Source organism: Tatumella sp. JGM118 (assembly GCF_018257515.1).
GTDB classification, from domain to species: domain Bacteria; phylum Pseudomonadota; class Gammaproteobacteria; order Enterobacterales; family Enterobacteriaceae; genus Tatumella; species Tatumella terrea.
The window spans coordinates 106,060-125,010 of the sequence record NZ_JAERJR010000001.1 but is presented as its reverse complement, the minus strand read 5'-3'; the positions used below and the strand labels follow the sequence as shown (position 1 = coordinate 125,010).

Genomic DNA, 18,951 nt, shown 5'->3' with positions numbered 1-18,951 from the left:
GCGCAATAGTCTTGATTTAAAATGAGAGCGTCTGCCAGCTCTGACGGGCGAGCTGCCTGAGTTGCGGGTGTTCTGTCTGCTCTGCCCGTAACTGATACCAGCAGGCGGCCAGCAGGCTGAGCCACGGCCGCCAGTGACCGACCTGCCGGGCTAACCGTTGAGAAGAGATCCCTGACTGGCGGGCATAACAGGCTATCCAGTGTGATGCATGTTGCGGATCATTCATGGAAATGATGGCCAGATCAACCGCAATATCACCGTCGGCGGTATATTCCCAGTCGATAAAACGATACCCGTCACTCCCCTGCACCACATTCCCGGCGTGGAGGTCCATATGCACCGGCGCGAGGCGCAACGGCGCAGGTTCTCCCCGTTGTCGCAGGCGTCGCCAGTGACGGAGCCAGTGAATATGGTGCTCACGGCACAGCAGCCAGTACTGTTCCAGAAGCGAAGTTACAGAGAGCCGGTAACCGGTGAGTGGCTGGTGATGTAAGCGGATAAGCTGTGCCGTGATCCCGTAAGAGTGTTCAGAGAAGGTCTGCGGCGATAGCTCTTCCCCGGTTTGCCAGGGTTGTACTAACCAGTGCCGGTCAGCCGCCAGCGGCGGCAGTACCAGATGTCCGGCGGCCAGTTTTTTCAGCACCCGGTATTCACGCCGGCGGTCGACAAACGGCAAAGGCGGGCGCGGCTGCTGCCGGGCCACCAGCGTCGCGTCGGGAAGCGTGATTTTAACCGACTGACCGCTCAGCCCGGGAAGGGATAAAAAACACCCGGCAGAGAGACCGGCCGGGTGATGTTGACGAAGCAGCGCTGCCAGCGAGGGATCAATTGACGGCGTTGCCACTGCCGCTCCAGACAATCTCACCGGTCTGTACCAGCATGAGCTGCATCTGCAGTTTAGGCGATTTGGCATCCCCGCGTGCCGTGCTGTAAAGCACATATTGCGCATTCAGGTTACGCGCCAGGCCAATCGCTTTACTGCGCGAGTTGAGGCTGTCCTGCGGCGAAAGCCCCAGTGCCTGTTTAGCCTGGTTCAGCTGCGCTGTGGTGACCAGCGTAAACTTGCTGTTATTGCTCAGCGCCTGATTAATGGCCAGATCAGCATTGTCGCTCTGAATCGAGCCATTGGTGCTGTTCTTCAGGCGATCCACCAGCAATACGCTGCCGGGGGTGATGCCCGGGGTATTCATCATACTGCTGACCAGCGGCTGAACGCTGTTCTGCCAGTTGATGCTCTGTAGCTTTGGTGGCTGAGGCACTTCCTGCGGTTGTGGCTGTGTGATCTGTGGAGGTGTCGGCGGTGCCTGGATAGGCTGTTGCGTCTGTTGCGGCACTGGAGTCGCAGGCTGTGCCGGCTCTACCGGTGCAGGTTTCTGCGTCTGATTGATGACACACCCGGACAGAACAAAGGCAAATAATAACGGACTGCTGAATTTTATGCTGCGAATCACTTGAACATCCTCAGAGATAAAGAGACACACGGACCTGGCTGGCACTCAGGTTACCTGACCATGAAACAGCCTGACGATTCTGATGCGCGGGCACCACAATAGTTTCTGCCGGTTGTTCCGGTAAAATTTCCAGGCCTTTGTCATCGTACCAGAAGTAACGATAGTGCAGAGTGACCGGAACGTCACGATCATTATAGAGTATGACACTGGCTTTTTGCTGCCCGCTTTCACTGCTCAGGGTCGGCCCGTCAGTGGTGATACCGGCTGACAAGACATCGGCTTCCATCACCAGCGGCTGTGAAATACTGATCTGTGGCTGATGACCGCTGCAGGCGGTTAATAACAGCAACAGTGGCAGTGCAGATAAAACCGCTCGCATAGGGTCTCTCCGAATCATTACCGGGATAGCATCGGTCCCAGTACACGACCACCGACCAGGTGCATATGGATATGATAAACTTCCTGGCCACCATGGCGGTTACAATTGATAATCAAACGGTAGCCGTCTTCATCAATCCCTTCCTGTTTTGCAATTCCGGCGGCAACCGTCATCATCCGTCCCAGTGCCGGCTCATGCTCTGTCGTGAGGTCATTCACGGTCGGGATCAGCTGATTAGGGATAATGAGAATATGGGTCGGTGCCTGAGGTGAAATATCGCGAAATGCCGTCACCAGTTCATCCTGATACACCACATCTGCCGGTATTTCACGGCGAATAATCTTACTGAAAATAGTTTCTTCGGCCATCCATCGGTTTCCTGATTATCCGGTGTTCGCTGCTGGCGAAACACCCACAGTAAACAACATACTGTATAAGACTAAGTGTGAGTAGTTACCTGACTTTACATTATTTATTTGCAGGAAAGCCATAAAAATCCGGGCGTCGCCCGTCCGGAAAGTACGGGCTGACGTGGCGATTCCGCTTCAGCAGGGACATGTACCGTGCCACTGCTGGCCTCCGGAGAGATCTCAATAACCTCTTTAGCGTAGTCCGCTATCCAGGTTCAGGCTAACTTTTGCTCCCCGGACGCGTCACGGAACCCGCTGAACTCCCCGGGGGACGGTGACCAGCCTCCCCGCATATCGGCAGGCTGACCCGGGCGCAGAGGCCCCGACGCTCCCGGGTGCTGTCCCCGGTGTGACTGCCGTTATCCGTCGTGGCGGTTGCCGACCGGAGTATGGAACAGTCGGGAGAAGTTTTCGGTGGTCTGGCGGGCCAGCGTTTCTGTATCCACACCTTTCAGTTCCGCCACAAAGTCGGCCACATCACGGGTGAAGGCTGGCTGATTCTGCTTGCCACGATGCGGAACCGGGGCCAGATAAGGAGAGTCGGTTTCCACCAGAATTCTGTCCAGAGGGACATAGCGTGCGGCTTCACGTATCTGTTCGGCATTACGGAACGTGATAATTCCCGAGAAGGAGATATAGAACCCCATATCCAGTAATCTGGCGGCGGTCTCTTTATCTTCCGTAAAGCAGTGCAGCACCCCGCCGCACTCTTCCACTTTCTCTTCTTTCAGCAGTGCCAGAGTATCTTCCCGGGCATCGCGGGTATGCACAATTACCGGCTTATTCAGCTGACGTCCGATACGGATGTGGTGACGGAAAGCAATCTGCTGCTGACGCTGCTGCTCCGCCTCTTTCTCATAGAAGTAATCCAGCCCGGTCTCACCGAGGGCTATCACCTGCGGGTCAGCGGCCAGTGAGGCCAGACGTTGCGGATCGCACAGGGGATCCATATTCAGCGGGTGTACCCCGCAGGAAAATGCCACGTCGGGCCGGTCGCCGACGAAGGATTTCAGACGGCTGAATCCGTCCAGAGTGGTGGCCACCGCCAGCATAAAACGAACATCGCGCTCTGCGGCTTTACGGATAACGTCATCCAGAGAACTGTGATCTTTTTCATAATCCAGGCAATCAAGATGGCAATGTGAATCGACTAAAAACATATATTACTCTCTGAACATTCAACCAGGGCGCGACGGGAGGAACAATTGTTCCCAGTCCAGCAGCGCTTCTGTGATTAATAACTCGTGGTTAACCGCCGGGGTTTCCAGAATACGGTGGCGACACTGCTTCCAGAGTGCCAGGCTCTGATGCAGGGCCGGCAAAGAAATCACGCTGGCCAGCCGGGCAATCAGGGCCTGCTGGTCAGTATTTGTCATCCATTGCAGACTGTTCTGCTGATATTTCATGCAGTCCAGTAGCAGGCTCATCAGCCAGTGCAGGCGCAGGGCAACATCGTCCTGGCTCAGCTGGGGTAACAGAGACAAGCTGTCGTCCGGGATAGCCCCGGACAGCGTCTGACAGAATTGCAGACGCCGGGGCTGCAGCTCACCGTTCAGAAATTCCAGCGCGGCGGCAGGTGCCCCGGCTGCCAGTCTCAATGCCGTGGTGATGGCCGCGGGATCTGCCTGCACCTGTGAACTCAGCCAGTGCAGGCTCTGTTGTTCTGCAGGGATCGGCAGATGTAGTGTCATACAGCGGCTTCGCAGCGTGGCCGGTAGCGCAGACGGCTGATGCGTTCCCAGGAAAAACCAGCAATCTGCCGGTGGTTCCTCCAGCGTCTTTAACAGGGCATTCGCCGCAGCCCCGGTCAGCCGGGCCGCATCCGGAATATGGATCACCTTCGCCCCACCCTGCTGAGCAAAATGGTAAAGTTTGTCGGTCACCTGACGGATAGCATCCACCCCCAGCGATGACTTCCCTTTTTCCACCGCCAGCGAGTACCAGTCAGGATGGTTACGGGCCAGCATTAACTGACATCCATGACAGTGACCGCAGCTTTTGATGCCATCAGGCGCTGTACACATCAGCCAGCGTGAGATCCCCCAGACCAGCGCGTCATCACCCATACCAGGCAATGACTGTATCAGCAATGCATGATGCCCCCGCCCGGCCTGACAACGGGTGATCACCTGCTTATAAGGGGCATTCAGCCACGGATACCATTGCATCAGTTTTGTTCCGACAGCCAGCGGGTCAGGGTCTGGCGTAATGCCTCACTGACCTGTTGCGGCGTACCGTTGGCATCGACCGTCAGGATCGACGGGTCCAGGGCGGCAAGTTGCTGATAACGCGCACGGGTGCGATGGAAGAAATCCAGCGATTCCTGTTCAATACGATCCAGCGCACCGCGGCTACGCGCCCGCTGCAGACCCGTTTCCGGGGCGACATCCAGATACAGCGTCAGATCCGGAGCAAAATCGCCGAGTACGGTCTGACGCAGGCTAGCCATCAGCGCCGGGTCAAACCCCCGGCCGCCTCCCTGGTAGGCCTGCGAAGAGAGATCATGCCGGTCACCGATCACCCAGGCGCCGCGTGCCAGCGCAGGTTTAATGATGGTATCGACCAGTTGTACCCGTGCAGCATACAGCATCAGCAATTCTGCCTTATCTGTAATATCTTCACCGGTAACCCCTTCTTTAATCAGTGTCCTTAAGGCTTCCGCCAGCGGGGTTCCGCCGGGTTCCCGGGTAAAAACAATATCTGTCACACCATGCTGGCGAAGAACCTCCACCAGAAGATCACGGGCCGTGGTTTTGCCCGCACCCTCCAGACCTTCAATGACAATAAATTTATTTTTCATTGGCTGTATTCTTATCCTGTCCTTTTGCTGCCGGCCCGGTCTCAGTGACCGGCGGTTGCGCCCCGGGCGGGGTCTGTGCATCCTGAGTCTGACCGGCCGCACTTCCGGAAGGAGTCCCGGTAGCTTTCGCTTCTGCAGCCCGTTTGTCTTCAAGCGTACGCCAGACCTGAACCGCCCGGTTATGACTGGCCAGATTGGTCGTAAACGTATGACCGCCGCGACCGTTCGCGACAAAGTACAGGTAGCCGGTCATCAGCGGATGCGCTGCTGCCTGCAATGAGGCGATACTCGGAATAGCGATAGGGCCCGGAGGTAACCCGGCAATCACATAGGTGTTATAGGCCGTCGGGGTTTCCAGATCTTTACGGCTCAGGACCCCGCTATAGCGATCTCCCAGCCCGTAGATCACGGTCGGGTCGGTCTGTAATTTCATTCCCTGCCGCAACCGGTTAACAAAGACCGAGGCGATGATGCCCCGCTCCTCACTGACGGCGGTCTCTTTTTCGATCAGAGAGGCCATCGTCAGTAACTGGTTCTGATCTTTATACGGCAGACCGGGAGCACGGGTGTCCCAGACGTGACTGACTTCTTTCACCATCCGCTGATGCGCCTTTTCCAGCAGCGACAGGTCACTCATATGTGCGGTATAGAGATAGGTATCCGGATAAAACCAGCCTTCGGTATCCTCAGGGGACAGTTTAAGAGCCGCGGCGACGGTACTGAGCTGATCATCCTTCAGTTCATGACGCAGGTAAGGCGCATCACGCAAGGTTTTCAGCCATTCCGTCAGATGCTGGCCTTCGATAAACCGTACCGGAAACTGGGCTTCTTTGCCACTGGCCAGCAACTGCAGCAGCTGGCGGACGGTCATGCCGGGTGTCAGCCGGTAAGTACCGGCCTTAAAGCGCGCCAGATCCGGCTCCGCTTTCAGTAACCAGCCGAACCAGAAGCTGTCCGGGATAATTTTTTGCGCTTCGAGCTGTTGCTCAAGTGCCACGCGTCCACTCCCGGCCGGGAGGGTATAAATCGTCTGTTGTGAAATCAGCAGAGGCGATTCGGCCAGTTGCCGTGTTTTCCAGACACCGCCGGCGATCAGCGCACCGGCCACCACCACTAATCCTAAGGTAAATTTTATTTTTTTCTGCATGCTTAACCTGGTGAATAACAGAGCTCAGACAATCTGTGTGTCAGCGTTCCCGGAGAATAGGTCAGGGTATCGACCCGGGTCACCGGAACCACCGGCATCAACGAGTTACAGATAAAGACTTCATCAGCCTGCTGCAGGGCCGGTAAACCGGCCCGGACTTCCTGACAATCATATCCCTGCTCCGCCAGCAGGCGAATAAGATAACGTCGCATTGTACCGTTCACACCGGCTTCGTCTACCCGTGGTGTAAACAATTGCTCACCGCTGCGCCAGAATATATTTGCGCTACAGCATTCAATAATCCGGTCACGGCAGTCCAATACCAGCGCTTCCTCTGCGGCAGACTGATCGATAAACTGACGGATCATCACCTGTTCCAGCCGGTTCAGATGTTTGATCCCGGCCAGTACAGGATTGATCCCCAGACGCATCGGGCAGGTCAGCAGGCTAATCCCCTGCTTCCGCCACTGATCATATTGTGCCGGATAGGCCGCCACCGACACAAGGCGTCGCGGCTGGCTGCACCCGGTGCTGCTGTATCCCCGCCCGCCGGAACCGCGGGTGATGACCACTTTCAGTACCCCGCGCTGCAGCGTGGCGGCCCGCGCCTTCATCTCCTGCGCCAGTGTCTGCCAGTCGGTAAACGGGATCGTCAACCGTTCACAGCCCTCTTCCAGACGCTGCAGATGTGCCTGCAGACGGCAAATCTGACCTTCGAGGATCAACGCCGTGGTAAAACAGCCGTCACCGAACTGTAATCCCCGGTCGCTGACCGGCAGGGATTCTGTCTCATAACCATCGATCAATATCATCAGCTCTCCGGATAATGAATGAGGGACCTTGCGCTGGCCTCAGCTCAGGAGGCATCCTAAAAAAAAGGCCCGCATTGCGGGCCTCAGGCAGTCACTGAACCATCAGATCTTACGGAAAATCAGAGAACCATTGGTTCCGCCAAATCCGAAGGAGTTACACAGACTGTATTCCAGTCCGCTCACCTGACGGGCGGTGTGTGGTACAAAGTCCAGATCACAGCCTTCATCCGGATTGTCCAGATTCAGTGTTGGCGGAATCGCCTGGTCGCGCAGCGCCAGAATCGAGAAAATCGACTCAACAGCGCCCGCCGCACCCAGCAGGTGACCCGTCATTGATTTGGTCGAGCTGACCATCACTTTATCCGCTGCCGCACCAAACACAGATTTAACCGCCTGTGCTTCTGCTTTATCCCCGGCCGGCGTAGACGTACCGTGCGCGTTGATATAGCCGATTTGATCCACAGATAATCCGGAGTCACGTAAGGCGTTAACCATCGCCTGCGCAGCCCCTGCACCATCTTCCGGCGGTGAGGTCATATGGTAAGCATCGCTGCTCATACCAAAGCCCACCAGCTCAGCATAGATTTTTGCACCACGTTTCTTCGCGTGTTCGTACTCTTCGAGGACCACGATACCGGCACCGTCTCCCAGTACGAAACCGTCACGATCTTTATCCCACGGACGGCTCGCCGCCAGAGGGTCATCGTTACGGGTTGACAACGCACGTGCTGCACCGAAGCCACCAACACCCAGCGGGGTACTGGCTTTTTCAGCGCCACCGGCCAGCATGACATCCGCATCATCATAAGCGATCATTCGGGCCGCGTGACCAATATTGTGCACACCTGAGGTACAGGCCGTCGCAATACTGATGCTCGGTCCTTTCAGACCATACATGATGGTCAGGTGTCCGGCGACCATGTTAACGATGGTGGACGGTACGAAGAAAGGACTGATTTTACGCGGACCGCCACGGCTCATTGCAAGATAGTTATCTTCAATTAACCCCAGGCCGCCAATGCCGGAACCGATCGCTGCACCAATGCGCGGTGCGTTTTCTTCGGTGACAACCAGACCGGAGTCCGCCATCGCCTGCGCACCCGCTGCAATTCCATACTGAATGAATATATCCATTTTGCGCTGTTCTTTACGCGAAATGATATCTTCACAATTAAAATCTTTCACCAGACCTGCAAAACGGGTTGCATAGGCACTGGCATCAAAGTGGTCAATCATGCTGATGCCGCTCTGACCGGCAAGGAGAGCACTCCAGGTAGACTCTACGGTATTGCCGACAGGAGACAACATGCCAAGACCGGTCACAACTACACGACGCTTAGACAAGTTCGTCCTCCAGGGAGGGGGAAAAAAACACTAAGTGGGACGGACAAAAAACTCAGGCGGTCGAATGACCGCCTGAAGATATTCATTAGCCCTGATGGCTATTGATGTAGTCGATCGCTGCCTGAACGGTAGTGATTTTCTCAGCTTCTTCGTCTGGAATCTCAGTATCAAACTCTTCTTCCAGAGCCATCACCAGCTCAACGGTGTCAAGAGAATCGGCACCCAGGTCTTCTACGAAAGAAGCAGAGTTGGTCACTTCATCTTCTTTAACACCCAGCTGCTCAGCAATGATTTTCTTAACGCGTTGTTCGATATCGCTCATACTATTTAATTTCCTATCAAAACTCGCTTTCGCGACGGTTTTCGTAGTGTATAAAATGTTGAAAAAGATGCAACTAAAACCAATCTGGTCAAACCACGATTTGCTATATTTTGCGTTTTTTTGCACAAAAAAAGCAACTAATTTTCGCAGTTATCAGACCATATACATTCCGCCATTGACGTGGAGGGTTTCACCAGTGATGTAACCCGCCTCATCAGAGGACAAAAATGCAACGGCATTCGCGATGTCTGCAGGACTGCCCAGACAGCCTGCAGGAACTTCTGCAAGAATACCGGCCCGTTGCTCTTCATTTAGTGCTCGCGTCATGTCCGTCTCAATAAAGCCCGGAGCCACAACGTTTACAGTAATACCACGTGACGCAACTTCGCGCGCCAGTGATTTGCTAAAGCCAATCAAACCCGCTTTTGCTGCCGCGTAGTTTGCCTGGCCCGCATTACCCATTGTTCCAACAACTGAACCAATGGTAATGATTCGTCCGCTGCGTTTCTTCATCATAGCACGCAACACGGCTTTAGACAGCCTGAACACTGAAGTCAGGTTGGTCTCCAGGATATCCTGCCATTCGTCATCTTTCATACGCATCAGCAGATTATCACGGGTTACCCCGGCATTATTCACCAAAATATCAATTTCGCCAAATTCTGCGCGGATGTTTTTCAGTACAGACTCGACAGAATCAACATCGGTAACGTTCAGGGTCATACCCTTACCGTTCGCTCCCAGGTAAGCACTGATAGCTTCAGCGCCTTTATCACTGGTAGCCGTACCGATAACTGTGGCACCTTGTGCGATCAGTTTTTCTGCGATTGCTTTACCAATCCCACGGCTTGCGCCGGTGACCAGTGCAATTTTACCATCGAAGTTCATGATTATCCTCTTATTCTTTTACCAGCGCCGCCGTCAGGGACGCCGGGTCATTCACAGCAACGGCTGTCAATGAGTCCGTAATACGTTTGGTCAGGCCGGTCAGAACTTTGCCCGGACCCGCTTCAACTAACTGGCTCACGCCACGTGAAGCGATGAATTCAACGCTTTCGGTCCAGCGGACCGGGCTGTAAAGCTGACGCACTAAGGCATCACGGATAGCTTCCGGTGACTCTTCGCACTTCACATCCACGTTGTTGACCACCGGGACTGACGGGGTGTTAAACGTCAGATCCTGCAGAGCCAGCGCCAGTTTATCGGCTGCAGGCTTCATCAGTGCGCAATGGGACGGCACACTGACCGGTAACGGCAGTGCACGCTTCGCACCGGCGGCTTTACAGGCCGCGCCTGCACGTTCAACCGCATCTTTATCACCGGCAATCACCACCTGGCCCGGAGAGTTGAAGTTGACCGGTGAAACCACCTGCCCCTGCGCACTCTCTTCACAGGCCTGACGGATGGCCGCATCGTCCAGACCAATAATGGCCTGCATGGCGCCGGTCCCTGCCGGGACGGCATCCTGCATCAGTTTGCCGCGTAATTCTACCAGACGGATAGCATCCGCGAAATCCAGGACACCGGCACACACCAGTGCAGAATATTCGCCCAGGCTATGGCCGGCCATCAGCGCGGGGACGTCGCCCCCCTGCTCACGCCAGACACGGTAAATGGCCACGGAGGCCGCCAGCAATGCCGGCTGTGTCTGCCAGGTTTTATTCAGTTCTTCAGCCGGTCCCTGCTGAACCAATTGCCATAAGTCATAACCCAGAGCCGCAGAAGCCTCGGCGAACGTCGCTTCCACTGACGGATACTGTTCTGCCAGCTCAGCCAGCATGCCAACAGCCTGTGACCCCTGACCCGGGAATACAATTGCAAATTGTGTCATTTCGAGTTCCTGTCTATCAAAAACGAACTAACGCTGAACCCCAGGTGAACCCGCCACCAAAGGCTTCCAGCAGCACCAGTTGGCCTGGCTTAATACGGCCGTCACGCACGGCTTCATCGAGGGCCGTCGGCACAGAAGCGGCCGAGGTGTTCCCGTGACGGTCCAGCGTAACCACGACTTTATCCATCCCCATGCCCAGCTTTTTCGCCGTGGCATTGATGATGCGTAAATTCGCCTGATGTGGCACCAGCCAGTCAAGTTCCTGACGGTCAATATTATTCGCCGTCAGCGTTTCTTCAACGATATGAGCCAGTTCAGTAACGGCAACCTTGAAGACTTCATTACCTGCCATCGTCAGATAAGCCGGTTCTGCCGCCTCATCACGCGCCTGGTTAGGCAGCGTCAGCAACTGACCGTAATTACCGTCGGCATGTAAATGGGTAGAGATAATGCCCTGCTGTTCACTGGCACCCAGCACCACCGCTCCGGCACCGTCGCCGAACAGGATAACGGTACCGCGATCTGCAGGGTCCAGCGTGCGGGATAAGGTATCTGACCCGATCACCAGCGCATTTTTGACCGCGCCGCTTTTCACATACTGGTCGGCCACGCTAAGTGCATAGGTAAAACCGGCACAGGCCGCCGCCAGATCGAAGGCTGCGCAATCCCGGATCCCTAATTGCTGCTGGATCATACAGGCTGAGCTTGGGAAGGCATGTGACGACGAAGTGGTGGCGACAATGATAAGCCCGATGTCATTGGCATCGATCCCGGCCATCTGCAGCGCATTCTGCGCCGCGGTCACGCCCATTGTCGCGACCGTTTCATCGGCAGCGGCAATACGTCGTTCACGAATACCTGTCCGGGTGACAATCCACTCGTCTGAGGTCTCTACCATTTTCTCCAGATCGGCATTGGTGCGAACCTGTTGAGGCAGATAGCTGCCCGTACCAATAATTTTGCTAAACATCTAGGCTATGTCACTCCTGGCTAGTACTGTATCAAGCCGAACCGAAATTTTTTCAGGGATATTACGGATCACCGCCTGAATCGCGTGTTCGATGGCAACGGCGAAGGCTCGCTCACTTGCGGCACCATGACTCTTAATAACAATTCCGGGCAATCCTAACAGGGATGCACCGTTATACTGATCGGGGTCGATTTCGCCAAAACGCTTCATCAGACGTCCCTTCATACTACGGACAACCAGGTGACGCCACCATGATCGCTTCATTGTCTGTCCTGTCCCTGTCATCAGGGTCAGAAATGTTTTTATCACACCTTCCATAGTTTTCAGTGAGACATTTCCTGCGAAGCCATCACACACTAAAACATCTGTTTTGCCACTTAGCAAATCGCTGCCTTCCAGAAAACCGACGTAATTGAGTCCGTCGAGTAAGCGTATCCTTCTGGCGGCATCACGGATATGCCGTGGCCCTTTACTGGCCTCCTGCCCGATATTCAGCAGGGCAACGCGCGGGGTTTTTATCCCCATCACTTCTTCGGCCAGCACTGCGCCCATCATTGCAAACTGGACCAGCATGGTGCTGTCTGCGCTGGCATTCGCTCCCAGGTCCAGCAGCACGGTCCGACCCTGATGAATATGGGGAACCACTGAGACCAGCGCCGGTCGCTTAATATTGTCAAGCGGCCGTAATAACAAGGTGGCCAGCCCCATCAGGGCACCGGTATTCCCGGCACTGATGCAGGCATCAGCCCGCCCTTCTTTTAAGAGTTCCAATGCGATGCGCATTGAAGATCCGTGGCTGTGACGCATGGCAACGGAAGGTATAGCATCACTGGCAATAACCGACTCAGCCGGGACAATATGCACCCGCTGTCGTAACGCAGAATCCGCTCTGGCTAGTAATGGCTGAATTTCGTCGGGATAACCGACTAAAAGAAGTTCAAGTTGCGAATGTGAGGCCAGTGCCTGCAATGAAGCAGGCACCGTCACGGGAGGACCGAAATCCCCGCCCATGGCATCAACTGCCAGGGTCAAACGTGTCAAAGTAACGCCTTGCGTCGCAGCAAGAAATTACTTAGTGATGACCTTGCGACCACGGTAGTAACCGTCGGCAGTCATGTGGTGACGCAGATGAGTTTCGCCGGAAACTTTATCTACTGACAGAGTGGTAGTGGTCAGCGCATCGTGAGAACGGCGCATACCACGCTTAGAACGGGTGGGTTTATTCTGTTGTACGGCCATGGACCTTACTCCTATTACTTACGCTTTAAACTGGCTAATACGGCAAACGGGTTTGGTTTCTCTGCCTCTGCAGGCAATTCACCAAAGACCATATCCGCGTCGGACACTTCACAGTGTTCAGAATCATGCACCGGAACGACAGGCAATGCGAGGATAATTTCATCCTCGATGACCGCGAGCAAATCGATTTCGCCATACTCATCGACTTCAACTGGCTCGTAACCTTCCGGTAGCGCCTCCGCCTGTTCGTCATTACGGACAGGACTGAAGGTATAACTTACGTTTACAGTGTGCGGAAACGTGTTATTGCAACGCTGACAACGCAGGGTGACCTCAACTCCGGCCGTGCCCTTCAGCACCGCAAGGCGCTGGTTATCGATTGCAAAACTCATGGTGCATTCTACATCACTGTCCACACTCACAACTGAGGCCGCAATACGTTCCGTGAGTTCAGGAGTATAGACGCCATGATAATCAAGGCGTTTCTGAGCAGAACGGAGCAGATCCAGTGTCAGGGGTAATTTTACCTTTTGCATAGGGCGCGCATATTAACTTTGTAATGTCAGAGAGTCAAAGAAAAAGGCCGTTTTCAGGCATCTTTCACCCAATATTCGCATCCGGTGCGGCGGATAGTTTAAAATGAGAACGTTCAATTCGCTACAGATAATGAAAAAAATATGAAACAAGCACTGTTACTTGCATCCTCCTCCCCTTTTCGTCGCGCCATTCTCGAAAAACTTGGCCTGCCCTTTCAGTGGGCGGCGCCGGAAATTGATGAAACCGCACAGGACGGCGAAACCGCAGAACAGCTGGTGATCCGGCTGGCAAAACACAAGGCGCTGGCCCTGGCTGAGTCCTGGCCTGATACTCTTATCATCGGTTCTGACCAGACGGGTGTGCTGAACGGTCAGTTCCTCGGCAAACCTCACACAGAAGAACGCGCCATACAGCAACTGAAAGCCGCCAGCGGGAACACCGTCACTTTTTATACCGGACTTGCGGTCTACTGTTCACGGCGCCGTCAATTCTGGCAATGCTGTGAAACCTTTGATGTCACTTTCCGCTCGCTTACGACCGAGGAAATCGCGGGCTACGTCGCGAAGGAAAAGCCCTTACAATGCGCGGGGAGCTTCAAAGCGGAAGGGCTGGGGATCAGTTTGTTTGAAAAGTTACAGGGCAGAGACCCCAATACGTTGGTCGGGTTACCGCTGATTGCTCTCGGGGAATTTCTGCGTGACGCGGGCATCAATCCGCTGACAGATTAAGCCTCCCCGGAGGCCGCCGGGGGTGTTCCCCGGCAGGAAAGACGATTACGGTTTATCCTGACGCAGGATCGCCAGGCAACGACGCAGTTTTTCATCCATCGGCGCTTCCAGACGTAATGTTTCGCCCGTCGACGGATGGGTAAAGGTAATGGCGGCCGCGTGCAGGAAAAGCCGGTTGAGTCCGGTTTTCGCCAGCTGCCGGTCAAACTCACTGTCACCATAACGATCATCAAAGGCTATCGGGTGTCCGGCATGCAGAGTATGCACACGGATCTGATGCGTACGCCCGGTGATCGGGCTGGCTTTAACCAGACTGCCATGCTGGTAGCGCTCTTCCACTTTAAAACGCGTCTCAGACGGTTTCCCTTCACTGCTGACCCGCACCACCCGCTCACCGCTCTGTAAAATATTTTTTAACAGTGGCGCTTTCACCGATTTGGTATGCGATGGCCACTGGCCACGGACCAGTGCCAGATAATCCTTTTGCATCCCCTTCTCACGGAGCTGTTCATGCAGAGAACGTAATGCCGAGCGTTTTTTGGCGATCAGCAGGACGCCGGAGGTATCGCGATCCAGACGGTGCACCAGCTCCAGAAAACGGGCATCAGGACGCAAAGCTCGTAACCCTTCGATCACGCCGAAATTCAGGCCACTGCCTCCATGCACTGCGGTACCGGAAGGCTTGTTCAGTACCAGAATCGCTTCGTCTTCATAGATAACGGCCCGCTCCAGTTGTGCCACCTTGTCGAGCTTAGGGGAGACTTCAGGCGCTTCTTGCCCGGAGACCCGAACCGGCGGGATACGGATATCGTCACCTTCCTCCAGTTTATATTCAGGTTTGATCCGCTTTTTGTTTACCCGTACTTCACCTTTACGCAAAATACGGTAAATCATACTTTTCGGTACCCCTTTCAGAAAGGTGCGCAAAAAGTTATCGATACGTTGTCCGGCGTTTTCCGCCGTGATGGCGACAAATTGTACGCCCGGGTTCTCATTTTTCATGGGTGCAATTCTAAAGAGAGTTATTCCTGAGTGCTACTTTTTTGTCACCGGCCCGCGAGCACGCTGGTCAATTCATCAGCAATGCGTTTCCTTTTTGTCCTGTCGCCGGGGCTGCCTGTTCAGCAGATCAAATAAATAACAAATAAAGTGATCTTCGCAGTGAAAGTCACCTTGCTATATTAAGGTCAGCAATGGAATAATGCTCTGGTTTCTTTTTCCGGAAATCCGGAATAAAAGAAACATGAAGCAGAAATTTTTGCCGGATTAAACAGACACGCAGCAATGGCATAAGACGTAATGTTAACTCAGGCACTTAGCGGGCTGCGGGTTGTAGCCCGGACGTAGGGGGGGACCTGCCACTGTTTTTCATGCAGCTGACATCCTTCCGGTCGCGGTTTCGATGAGAAACCTCACCTCCGACATTATTTGCGCTCCTTTAGCGATCGACAGCCGTGAGGCTGACGTGATTGCAATAAGCCACGGAGCCATCGGTTTATTTTCGTCCGGGGCAATGATGCCCACAGCTGAGTCACTTATGAAAAAATGACGAGTACTTATAAATGAAAAGAATGTTAATAAACGCAACTCAGCAGGAAGAGTTGCGTGTCGCCCTGGTGGATGGACAGCGCCTGTATGACCTGGATATCGAAAGCCCGGGTCATGAGCAGAAAAAAGCGAATATCTACAAAGGTAAAATCACCCGAATTGAACCCAGCCTTGAAGCGGCATTTGTTGATTACGGTGCTGAACGTCACGGTTTCCTTCCTCTCAAAGAAATCTCCCGCGAATATTTTCCTGCCAATTACTCCATGCACGGTCGTCCGAATATTAAAGACGTGTTACGCGAAGGTCAGGAAGTCATTGTTCAGATTGATAAAGAAGAACGCGGTAACAAAGGCGCTGCGCTGACCACCTTTATCAGCCTGGCGGGAAGCTATCTGGTACTGATGCCGAACAACCCGCGGGCCGGTGGGATCTCCCGTCGTATCGAAGGTGACGATCGTACTGAGCTGAAAGAAGCGCTCTCCTCGCTGGAACTGCCGGAAGGCATGGGATTGATCGTACGTACCGCCGGTGTCGGCAAATCCGCAGAAGCTCTGCAATGGGATCTCAGCTTCCGTCTGAAACACTGGGATGCCATTAAAAAAGCGGCAGAAAACCGCCCTGCACCTTTCCTGATCCATCAGGAAAGTAATGTCATTGTCCGCGCCTTCCGTGATTACCTGCGCCAGGATATCGGTGAAATTCTTATCGATAACCCGAAAGTTCTGGAACTGGCACGTCAGCACATCGCTGCACTCGGCCGCCCTGACTTCAGCAGCAAAATCAAACTGTATACCGGTGAAATTCCGCTGTTCAGCCACTACCAAATCGAATCGCAGATCGAATCCGCTTTCCAGCGTGAAGTCCGGTTACCTTCCGGTGGCTCGATTGTTATCGACAGCACCGAGGCCCTGACGGCTATCGATATCAACTCCGCCCGTGCAACCCGCGGTGGTGATATTGAAGAAACGGCCTACAATACCAACCTGGAAGCGGCAGACGAAATCGCCCGCCAGTTGCGCTTACGTGACCTGGGTGGCCTGATTGTTATCGACTTTATCGATATGACCCCGGTACGCCACCAGCGTGCGGTGGAAAATCGCCTGCGTGAAGCGGTACGTCAGGATCGCGCCCGTATTCAGATCAGCCATATTTCACGCTTCGGCTTACTGGAAATGTCCCGCCAGCGTCTCAGCCCGTCACTGGGTGAGTCCAGCCACCACGTTTGCCCGCGTTGCAGTGGTACCGGTACAGTGCGTGACAACGAGTCACTTTCTCTGTCTATTCTGCGCTTGATCGAAGAAGAAGCGCTGAAAGAAAATACCAAAGAAGTTCATGCCATTGTGCCGGTCCAGATTGCCTCTTACCTGCTGAACGAAAAACGTGAAGCGGTTAATGCCATTGAAACCCGCCAGGGGGGTGTACGTACCATCATCGTTCCTGATGAGCGCATGGAAACCCCGCACTATTCGGTGCTGCGTGTACGTAAAGGTGAAGAGACTAAGACGCTCAGCTATCACCTGCCGAAACTGCATGAAGTTGAAATCGCATCTATTTCTGATGAAGAGCCGGCAGAGCGCCGTCGTCCGGAGCAACCGGCTCTGGCCGCCTTTGCCATTCAGGAAGCACCTCCGGCGGTCACAGAATCCGTGGCTGCTCAAAGTCGTGCCGCCGTGACGACCGGTAAAGAGCAGGAAACCCCCGCCAAAGCGTCATGTTTCTTCAGTCGTCTGGTCAGCGGGCTGAAAAATCTGTTTGGCGGCGCCACTCAGGATAAAGAAACCCCTGCGGCGACTGTGGCACCGGAAAAAGCAGCGACGCCGGAACGTTCCCGTGAAAATACCTCCGGTAATCGTAATGACCGCCGGACTAATCGCCGTAACAACAATAACCGTAACGAGCGTAATGACCGTAACGAGCGTAATGACCGCAACGAGCGTAATGACCGCAACGAGCGTAATGACCGCAATGAGCGTAATGACCGCAACGAGCGTAATGACCGCAATGAGCGTAATGACCGCAACGAGCGTAATGACCGCCAGACACGCAACAATGACCGAAACAGCGAGAACGCGAATAACCGTGACGATAATCGCCGTAACAACCGCCGTAATGCGGCTGCGACTGAGAATCGTGACACAACCGCTGAACCTCGTCAGCCACTGAGCGAAGAAGCCCGTCAGCAGCGTGAGCAACAGCGTCGCGAACAACGCGCTGAACGCCAGCGTCGTCGTCAGGAAGAACGTCGTCAGCAACAGGCCGATAACGCGGCAGAAAAAGCCGTCGTCGCCGCTCCGGAAACAGAGACAGAGCAACCGGCCCGTGATGAAGAACAGGTTCAGGTGACGGCGCGTCGTCAGCAACGTACGCTGATACAGAAAGTCCGCTATGTTTCTGCAGAGGATCAGGTGGCTGAAACGCCGGTCGTCGAAACCTCACCGGTCGCTCCGGAAGAGACTGCCAGCGAAACCAGCCATGAAGTGTCCGCAGACAGCCGCGACAATAACGCGAATATCCCGCGCCGTTCACGCCGTTCACCACGTCACCTGCGTGTCAGTGGTCAGCGTCGTCGTCGTTACCGTGATGAGCGTTATCCGCAGCAGTCACCAATGCCACTGGAGACGGCCGCAGCCTCCCCGGAAATGGCATCAGGTAAAGTCTGGATCCGTTACGATCTGCCGGCAGTTCAGGCAGAGACAGAAACACCGCATACGGCGACTGAAGTTGCTGAAGTTGCTCCGCAGACAGAAACCCGGGCTCCTGCAGTCACCGCGACGCCGGCAGAACCTCAGGCCTTACCTGAGCAAGCCGCGGATGTTGCAGAAACCAACGCCGTGGTGGCAGAGAAGCATGACGTTGACACCGTCACTCCGGTCAGCGAAGCCGAGGTTATCGATGTGACGGCTGTCGCCGAAGAAACACCGGCCGTCAGCCAGACCGACACAGAGGTGGCCTCCGCACCGGTCGCAGAACATGGGGTTGCTGAAACGATCGCGCCTGTTGAAGCCCCTCAGACTGAGCAGGCTGCAGTACCGCCGGCAGAAGCTGAAGAGCCATCACCGGTTCAGACGAACGTACCTGCACCGCAGGCCGCGATGACGGAAGCATCTGTTGAGACAGCAGAACCTGTTAAAGCAGCAGCGCCTGTTGAGACCGCAGAGCCTGTTAAGGCAACTGCACCTGTTAAGACAGCCGCACCGTCTGATAGCTCAGCCACTGCGCGTTACCGTTACCACGCAACGGCACCGATGACCAAAGCTCCGGCGCCGGAATGGCAACCGGAACCTCTGCCGCACAGCGATTGGGTCCGTCCTCAATACGCGTTTACCGGTAAAGGTTCAGCGGGTGGTCATGCTGCTACCCATCATGCCACCGCACCGGTGACGAAAACCGGCGAGTGATCCCTGGCGATGCCGGCCCTGTTGCCGGCCAAAAA

20 protein-coding genes are annotated in these 18,951 nt (G+C 54.8%); 2 read left to right on the top strand and 18 right to left on the bottom strand.

Translation table 11 applies throughout. From position 1 onward, the window contains the following. Window positions 1–16: 16 nt before the first annotated feature. The 17 genes from JK223_RS00605 to yceD all read right to left on the bottom strand — a co-directional run bounded on the left by JK223_RS00605 (window position 17) and on the right by yceD (window position 13,241). The gene (locus JK223_RS00605; protein ID WP_371813001.1) at window positions 17–844 is read right to left on the bottom strand and encodes a phosphotransferase; all 828 of its coding nucleotides are present in this window, start codon (window positions 842–844) and stop codon (window positions 17–19) included. Continuing rightward, on the bottom strand, window positions 825–1,451 hold the full coding sequence (lpoB, locus tag JK223_RS00600; protein ID WP_212712283.1) for a penicillin-binding protein activator LpoB: 627 nt from the start codon (window positions 1,449–1,451) through the stop codon (window positions 825–827). Before lpoB ends, JK223_RS00605 begins: the two co-directional genes overlap by 20 nt. 10 nt (window positions 1,452–1,461) lie before the next feature. Further along, the gene (locus tag JK223_RS00595) at window positions 1,462–1,830 is read right to left on the bottom strand and encodes a YcfL family protein (RefSeq protein WP_212712282.1); all 369 of its coding nucleotides are present in this window, start codon (window positions 1,828–1,830) and stop codon (window positions 1,462–1,464) included. A gap of 17 nt (window positions 1,831–1,847) precedes the next feature. Continuing rightward, a complete protein-coding gene (gene hinT, locus JK223_RS00590) occupies window positions 1,848–2,198 on the bottom strand; it encodes a purine nucleoside phosphoramidase (protein ID WP_212712281.1) in 351 nt (116 codons plus the stop codon). 401 nt (window positions 2,199–2,599) lie between these two features. After that, entirely contained in the window at window positions 2,600–3,400 is an 801-nt protein-coding gene (locus tag JK223_RS00585; RefSeq protein ID WP_212712280.1) for a metal-dependent hydrolase, read from the bottom strand. Window positions 3,401–3,418: 18 nt separating this feature from the next. Continuing rightward, window positions 3,419–4,408, bottom strand: coding sequence for a DNA polymerase III subunit delta' C-terminal domain-containing protein (locus tag JK223_RS00580; protein WP_212712279.1), 990 nt, complete (start codon window positions 4,406–4,408; stop codon window positions 3,419–3,421). Then, the gene (tmk, locus tag JK223_RS00575; RefSeq protein WP_212712278.1) at window positions 4,408–5,040 is read right to left on the bottom strand and encodes a dTMP kinase; all 633 of its coding nucleotides are present in this window, start codon (window positions 5,038–5,040) and stop codon (window positions 4,408–4,410) included. Before tmk ends, JK223_RS00580 begins: the two co-directional genes overlap by 1 nt. After that, complete coding sequence (mltG, locus tag JK223_RS00570; RefSeq protein ID WP_212712277.1) at window positions 5,030–6,187, bottom strand: endolytic transglycosylase MltG; 1,158 nt, start codon at window positions 6,185–6,187, stop codon at window positions 5,030–5,032. The genes tmk and mltG overlap by 11 nt, the downstream gene beginning before the upstream one ends. A 2-nt stretch (window positions 6,188–6,189) precedes the next feature. Then, on the bottom strand, window positions 6,190–6,999 hold the full coding sequence (pabC, locus tag JK223_RS00565) for an aminodeoxychorismate lyase (RefSeq protein ID WP_212712276.1): 810 nt from the start codon (window positions 6,997–6,999) through the stop codon (window positions 6,190–6,192). Window positions 7,000–7,101: 102 nt separating this feature from the next. After that, the gene (gene fabF / locus JK223_RS00560) at window positions 7,102–8,343 is read right to left on the bottom strand and encodes a beta-ketoacyl-ACP synthase II (protein ID WP_212712275.1); all 1,242 of its coding nucleotides are present in this window, start codon (window positions 8,341–8,343) and stop codon (window positions 7,102–7,104) included. 85 nt (window positions 8,344–8,428) lie between these two features. Then, entirely contained in the window at window positions 8,429–8,665 is a 237-nt protein-coding gene (gene acpP, locus JK223_RS00555; RefSeq protein ID WP_025901771.1) for an acyl carrier protein, read from the bottom strand. Window positions 8,666–8,818: 153 nt separating this feature from the next. After that, entirely contained in the window at window positions 8,819–9,553 is a 735-nt protein-coding gene (gene fabG, locus JK223_RS00550; protein ID WP_212712274.1) for a 3-oxoacyl-ACP reductase FabG, read from the bottom strand. 10 nt (window positions 9,554–9,563) lie between these two features. Beyond that, on the bottom strand, window positions 9,564–10,496 hold the full coding sequence (gene fabD / locus JK223_RS00545; protein WP_212712273.1) for an ACP S-malonyltransferase: 933 nt from the start codon (window positions 10,494–10,496) through the stop codon (window positions 9,564–9,566). Window positions 10,497–10,512: 16 nt separating this feature from the next. Further along, the gene (locus tag JK223_RS00540; RefSeq protein WP_212712272.1) at window positions 10,513–11,466 is read right to left on the bottom strand and encodes a beta-ketoacyl-ACP synthase III; all 954 of its coding nucleotides are present in this window, start codon (window positions 11,464–11,466) and stop codon (window positions 10,513–10,515) included. Beyond that, the gene (gene plsX / locus JK223_RS00535) at window positions 11,467–12,507 is read right to left on the bottom strand and encodes a phosphate acyltransferase PlsX (RefSeq protein ID WP_212712271.1); all 1,041 of its coding nucleotides are present in this window, start codon (window positions 12,505–12,507) and stop codon (window positions 11,467–11,469) included. Window positions 12,508–12,534: 27 nt separating this feature from the next. Next, a complete protein-coding gene (gene rpmF, locus JK223_RS00530) occupies window positions 12,535–12,705 on the bottom strand; it encodes a 50S ribosomal protein L32 (RefSeq protein WP_025901766.1) in 171 nt (56 codons plus the stop codon). A gap of 14 nt (window positions 12,706–12,719) precedes the next feature. Then, a complete protein-coding gene (yceD, locus tag JK223_RS00525) occupies window positions 12,720–13,241 on the bottom strand; it encodes a 23S rRNA accumulation protein YceD (RefSeq protein ID WP_025901765.1) in 522 nt (173 codons plus the stop codon). Window positions 13,242–13,382: 141 nt separating this feature from the next. Between yceD and JK223_RS00520 the strand changes: the two genes are divergently transcribed. Then, a complete protein-coding gene (locus tag JK223_RS00520; RefSeq protein WP_212712270.1) occupies window positions 13,383–13,970 on the top strand; it encodes a nucleoside triphosphate pyrophosphatase in 588 nt (195 codons plus the stop codon). A gap of 45 nt (window positions 13,971–14,015) precedes the next feature. On the opposite strand, the gene rluC is transcribed toward JK223_RS00520, so the two are convergent. Beyond that, window positions 14,016–14,972, bottom strand: a complete 957-nt coding sequence (rluC, locus tag JK223_RS00515) for a 23S rRNA pseudouridine(955/2504/2580) synthase RluC (RefSeq protein WP_212712269.1) — start codon at window positions 14,970–14,972, stop codon at window positions 14,016–14,018. A 560-nt stretch (window positions 14,973–15,532) separates the two neighbouring features. Here rluC and rne point away from each other — a divergent pair. Beyond that, complete coding sequence (gene rne, locus JK223_RS00510; protein ID WP_212712268.1) at window positions 15,533–18,916, top strand: ribonuclease E; 3,384 nt, start codon at window positions 15,533–15,535, stop codon at window positions 18,914–18,916. Window positions 18,917–18,951 lie beyond the last annotated feature (35 nt).